The organism is Megasphaera indica (genome assembly GCF_046614755.1).
Taxonomy (GTDB): domain Bacteria; phylum Bacillota; class Negativicutes; order Veillonellales; family Megasphaeraceae; genus Megasphaera; species Megasphaera intestinihominis.
Map to the genome: position 1 here is coordinate 68,921 of NZ_JBKKJR010000013.1, position 6,392 is coordinate 75,312.

Annotated in this window: 6 protein-coding genes; all 6 read right to left on the reverse strand. The window is 34.2% G+C overall.

The genetic code is table 11. The features are described 5' to 3' along the window. Window positions 1–56: 56 nt before the first annotated feature. The gene (locus ACFCTO_RS07890; RefSeq protein WP_418519459.1) at window positions 57–734 is read right to left on the reverse strand and encodes a hypothetical protein; all 678 of its coding nucleotides are present in this window, start codon (window positions 732–734) and stop codon (window positions 57–59) included. A gap of 314 nt (window positions 735–1,048) precedes the next feature. Next, window positions 1,049–2,095 carry an acyltransferase family protein gene (locus ACFCTO_RS07895; RefSeq protein ID WP_481324973.1) on the reverse strand — a complete coding sequence of 349 codons (1,047 nt, stop codon included), beginning with the start codon at window positions 2,093–2,095 and terminating at the stop codon, window positions 1,049–1,051. 491 nt (window positions 2,096–2,586) lie between these two features. Then, window positions 2,587–3,390, reverse strand: coding sequence for a glycosyltransferase family 32 protein (locus ACFCTO_RS07900; RefSeq protein WP_418519453.1), 804 nt, complete (start codon window positions 3,388–3,390; stop codon window positions 2,587–2,589). A 12-nt stretch (window positions 3,391–3,402) separates the two neighbouring features. Beyond that, entirely contained in the window at window positions 3,403–4,158 is a 756-nt protein-coding gene (locus ACFCTO_RS07905; RefSeq protein ID WP_418519450.1) for a YdcF family protein, read from the reverse strand. 3 nt (window positions 4,159–4,161) lie between these two features. Then, window positions 4,162–5,157, reverse strand: coding sequence for a glycosyltransferase family 2 protein (locus ACFCTO_RS07910; protein ID WP_481324972.1), 996 nt, complete (start codon window positions 5,155–5,157; stop codon window positions 4,162–4,164). Further along, complete coding sequence (locus tag ACFCTO_RS07915; RefSeq protein ID WP_481324971.1) at window positions 5,154–6,164, reverse strand: glycosyltransferase; 1,011 nt, start codon at window positions 6,162–6,164, stop codon at window positions 5,154–5,156. The genes ACFCTO_RS07910 and ACFCTO_RS07915 overlap by 4 nt, the downstream gene beginning before the upstream one ends. Window positions 6,165–6,392 lie beyond the last annotated feature (228 nt).

Here is a 6,392-nt window from a genome sequence, read left to right on the forward strand (position 1 = left end):
CTCGGTCAGCAGAGAAAAAGTTGTAAAGTGCTGCTAAAAAAACGTTCTTTCCCATTTTAACAATATGGCCAATCACCAATTATCTGTCCATCAAAAAGTATTTTTTGTAATTTCAATAATAGCAAGAGTGAATTAAACAATCCGCCACAATAAATGGGTTCTAGTGCTACAGTAATCCCTCGAATTTTCGGAAATAAAAATTCTTTTCTATCTGTAGTGAATAATTGTTCCATTTCACGGAGTAATATCTTACAGCTATGCTCATCTGATTTTCCATTCGTAAAATAATCTAAGTCAATATCTAGGTACAGGTCCTCTTCCCCGTAGATTCTATCTGCCGAAAACAACTTATCAGGATGATTATAATAGCTGATAGATTCACAATTATTCATCGTACTATCATCACCTTTATGTAAAATATAGGCGTGCTCCAATAACTCATTTGATAATCCTGCACAAATTTGAGTATCATTCCCTTCATCCATATCTTGCCAAATAGATAGAATTGGTTCTTTATCTTTTGAAAATTGATGTTCTGAACGTTCTGGCATTGTATCTGTATGATAATCTATCGACAATATTGAAATAGAGCGGTCGTATTTTTCATGCCACTTTAGCCAATAATATAAGGCAAATCGATGTTCAATAAAACATGCTAACTCTATGCTTTCTCCATTTTTTAATTTTATAGGCGTTACAATACTTCCTGGAAAAGCGCGATCATAAATTTCCATAATTTTTGCTCCTTTCCCTGAATATAACAGCAGTTTACAACTTTTTGAACAAATAAATATCGCGTAACCACACTTTGAAGTATAATGAATCTGCTAAAACACATCATCTCAAAGGAGTTACGCGATGAATTCATTATACCTCGAAAATTCGATTATTGGTAGCCTGTTTCGTTTCTTTTCTCCATATTTTTCTACAGCGACACGGCCAACGCAATTTCTCCTAACCTGGCTGATTATAGCTCAGCTGGCCTTGCAATCGTTCCCATCCCCTTGTTTTCACCATTTTGCAAAATCCCAACACTGACTAATAACTCCTATGATTTCCAAAATAGTATTTTAGAAACATACTGTTTTTTATGACACAAACGACTGATTCCCATCACAATTCCTAAGAGAATGGCCGCTAACACTAACGTACTTACTACTTTAACAATAAGTCCATACTCATTGATCCAGTTTATGTCGCTTTGACTGACAAGCTGCTTATAAAAAGGGCCAAGCAGTTTTTCGATGACAATGATTTGAATCAAGTATATATCTAATGTATACTGTCCTTCCTTTGCTGCTAGGTGATATAGTGGAGTTTCTTTCATATAGGGAAGCAGCTTGTACAAGAAAATCAGAGCCAGATAGCTGCCTGTGACTCCCAGGCTTATCTTTAAACTGTCATTTACTACAAGCTGCAGAATTGACTGATGGTGATAGTCATACCAAAAGTCTTCCGGTGGCCAGGGCATATTTGAAAAAGCAATATAAGAAGCGACGAAAAGGACAAGTCCCCATTTCCAGTACTTAATAAAATAGCGGAAATCTGATTTCACATAAGCCGGCAGGCAATAACCTGCTGCAAAGAAAAAGTACATATGAGGGTTCCTATAAGACACATACGGAACGATAGATAGTGGTGCGAATAAGGCAAAGTATTTCCAATCATGCTTGAAATGACCCTTACAAAAATAAAGAGCCAGAAGGACTATCACCGTATTGACAGCTACATCTCCCAAGAACCATATTCCCATAGTTGAATAATACCAGTACCTAAGAAATGGAAGCGTCGTATGGGGTATAGGTGTACTCCAGAATACATCGCAGGCAATCTTGATTAGGCCAAAAGAAATCATGGGAATGATCAGCCCGGCCAGCCTGGAAGGCAGCTTCCTTATGACATACGTATGAACAGATGACCACTTCTGAATAGAAAAGTAAAAGAAATAGCCACAGAGCCCCATAAACAAGGGCATATGCATGGTATAGATGAGACGCATCACACTGTCTTCCTGCACAGGCCAGCAGGAAACATTCGATGTCTGCTGTACCACATGCCCCCATACTACAAGAAAAATAATAATGAATAAAAGCATAATTATTTTCTCCATAGAGTCAAACGTTATTTATAAAAAAATGTAAATTAATCAATAAATAAGCGCCTGAATATCATTGAAATTCCACCGATTTCGTAGGCTGCTCTGAGGCGGCTCGCATAGTTGGATAGTTTTGGATGCATCCCATTCCCACGATATTCAGCATCCTATCTTTGGTAGAGCCTGGAATAGTTTCTCTCACTATCTAATTCTAAAATAGCCATAGGCTGCAATCGTTCCCGTCCCCTCGTTTTCATCATTTTGCGAAGTACCAAAACACCAGTCCACAAGAGCTGCGAAGCCATATAAGCTGGCAAATACAGCGTGAAATATTTTTTTGCAGTTTGGTCGCTAAGGCCCAAACTGCAAAAAACCCAACGGACTTAGTTCAGGCCTTGTGTAAACTCGCTTCGTCAACTTCCGAGGCAGCATAAAAGTTGTAAAGTGCTGATAATTATTTAAAATATCAAAATATTATTATAAATATACTTTTAATCAAATATTTTTTTCTTATATATTTCTATGGTTTTGCGTATTCCATATTTTTTTATTCTCAACCGCGCACCTTCTTCCCAATGCACGGGCTTGGTTATTATATTGCCAACTTGCATTCCAAATATAGAATTTACAACTTTATAAAATTTACGAATCGTTTGTTCATGTTTTGTAAACCAAGAACCAGTAAAATGATGTATTGTAAAAGTATTATCTGTCACTTTTACCTTACCAGTATTCATGTCTTTAGCACAAAGATAATCAAAGGGCAACAAAACCATATTATTCCCGAAAGTTTTCTTTTCTCCATCAAATACTAACCCATATTTTTGACTAGTTAAATGGGTAATGACTTCGACATTTGTAGTTAAATCAAAGCTACCGTCTTTCTTTAAAAAATGGCGATTATCATAATACCGTAACAACATGCCAATCCATTCATTATCCCGACAGGAACCCATGGTTCCTGTCGGGATACGAGTCGGGGCCTCGTATCCAGACACTGCATCAAAAATTCGCAATGGTTCCAAAGACTTGACAACTTCTACATCTGTATCCATATAAAAGCCACCGTATTCATATAAAGCCTTTAGCCGAACATAATCTGTAATAAAAGCCCATTTCTTAGCTTCATAAGCTTCTTTACAATAAGTATTTTCATTTAAATCAAAATTCGATTCATTCCATTCTTTGATTTCGTAATCAGGACAATACTTTTTCCACGACTCAATATATTTTTCAACATTTTTAGGCTTAGGATTTCCCCCAAACCAACAATAATGAATAATTTTAGGTATCATTTTTTTATTCTCCTATTGTACTTTCACTTTAATTGCTAAAATCCCTAAATATTCCTTAATAGCCATTGCCGTGTTATCCAAATTGCCAGAAGATGGAACAAAATCAACAAAAGAAATTCCTCGCTTGTCAATATCGCATCGGTAATACGTAGGATATACAACTACATCGATGCCTTCTCTCTGGAAAAGCATAGCAGCCCTAGGAGCATGCATCGCTGCAACTAATAGAATCGGCTTTTTCCAATTATGTTCTTTACATATGATAGCTGAATTTCTAGCATTTTCAGCCGTGTTTCGACTATCAGTTTCTATAAATATTTTATTTTCTGGAATGGATAAATTACAAAAATCTCGTTGAGCTATTTCGGCTTCACTAATATCAACATCATGAGTTCCTCCACCAGAAATCAAAATAGGATATTTTGTCTTTTTATATAACTGAGCTGTTGTCAGCATACTTTTAGACATAATCGGAGATGGCTGTCCGTCTCCATCAACATCTGGGATATGTTGCATAGCTCCACTTCCCAACATCAATAGCACATCTCCATCAATTTTTTCAGGATATGTGTATACAGTTTCTAACGGCTTTACAAGTAAATAATTACCTATGCCTGTCGTCGAAAAATAGAAACATATTAATAAAAAGCTAAAAAACAAATGTCTCTTATAAGAATACTTTTCATAGACAAGATAAATAAAAAACAATAGTAAAAAGATCCCGGGTGGCAAAAGAAATTGATAAATTAGTTGAATCAAATATATCATTGCTTATCTCTTTTTCAATGAATTGATCATAGCGAGAAGACGGCAGGTAATATCTGTTCCGAAAATCGCAATGCCTTGATAAGTTAACTTGTAGATGGATCTTTGAGCCGACTTCATATATATACGATGCTCAAAAATTTGTTGCAATAATGTACCATACTTTTTATTACCTTTATATAGCCTTGCATCACATATAATACCAAAAAATAACTTCTGCATACGTTGGTAGACAATAGCTCGAACTTCATCAGAATACTTACCTTTCTGGAATTCATTATGCAACAAATCAATAATTTTTAACTTATCAAATTCTCTCTTAATATTTAATGTCGCCGTAATAGAGCCTTCTCTTTCTATACGGTTACAATATAATATTTCATTATTAAATCCAATTTTATTTGTATTAAAAAACAGCCTTGGAACCCATTCTTCATCTTCATGTAACAATCCATCAAAAAAGAACAACCCCTTTTCTAAACAATATTGCCTCTTCACTGAAAAGATCCACACCCCTAACCAACAATCAGGAAATTTTTGTAACATTTGATATATACTACAAGTATTCTTTAAGGAAATAATATCTCCTGTAAACTTATATTGGCACAAAGTCATTGAACCATTATGAAATGTACATCTACGATTAATAATAAAATCAGGTTGTGTTTGTTGGCGAATTGCTATTGCCAAATTATGCAAGCTATTTTCATATAATAAATCATCACTATCTAAGAAAACCAAATATTCTCCTTGACTATTTTTAATACCTGTATTTCTTGCTGCTGATAATCCTGCATTTTGTTGATGGATAACACGAATTTCATTATATTGATTAGCCAATTTATCACAAATATCTCCCGAGGAATCAGTAGAACCATCATCAACTAATATAATCTCACAAGACACGAATTTTTGCTTCAAGACACTTTCGACACATTCGATTAAGTAGTCTTCTACATTATATACGGGAACAATAATCGAAAATAATATATATTTCATCATTTTAACATCCTTTTGATAACCCTACGCATATTCAATAACCATATTGCAGGCATAATTCCAAAAGTATTCATAATAGCCCTGGCAATTACCTGCTTCTTACCATTAGCATATTGGGCAATATTTCGATGCATCCTCAGTTGTTCAATAATCTTGATTCTTTCTTCTTTAGTAGGTAAAGCATATACATTAATCATTACTGAAAAATAACCTTCTGCAAAATTGCTCAATAGCCTTGTTCTTAAATTATCCGTCAGTCCTGACATACTATTGACCAATTTAACATTATAGACAGAGGCATATAAATGATCATATAAATTTTTATATTTCACAGTAGAAGTAATCGAACCTGATCGGCCTACTCGGTATCCATATACAGGATAGGCTAAAATACTAACCGATTTTGCTAATAATACTGCTTTAGGAGTAAATAAGACGTCTTCATACAACCGACCTTCTTTGAACAGTAATTTATATTCTTGAATATACTGACGCCTATATACAAATCGCCAAGCATACCAAGGCATTCCAGGATAAGCTGATAAACTCTTTTCTAAAAATTCCCTGCCATCAAAAATTTTTTCTAGTGGATATTTAGGATAAAAGGTTGCAATATCAGAATCTTTTAAATTATCAGGTATTTCTTTCCATTCAAAAGCGATTAAATCTTGATTTTCCGCTTTATCTCGAATTTTGCTTAAGGCATTTTTATCCAAAAAATAATCATCGCTATCCAAAAAAATAATATAAATTCCCTGTGCATAAAAAATTCCTGTATTTCTAGCTTTCGACAAGCCTCCATTTTTTTGATGAATGACTTTAATCTTATTATCAAATCTTTTTTTATATAAATCACAAATACTACCTGAATTATCCGTTGATCCATCATCAATAAGAATGATTTCATAATCTTCATATGTTTGACTAATCACACTATCAATACACTCCCCTAAATAATGCTCAACATTATATACAGGTACAATAATAGAAAAGAAAGGAACATTACTCACAATTTTTTAACCTCGCTTTATTCAAATCAACCCAAGTATAATATACAGATGCAAAAAGCATAAAGAAAAAGATGGCTCCACCTGGCTGATAACCAATAACTACTGCTTTTATATCAAATACAGCAGTTTACAACTTTTTGAACAAATAAATATCGCGTAACCACACCTTTGAAGTATAATGAATCTGCTAAAACACATCATCTCAAAGGAGTTACGCGATGAATTCAT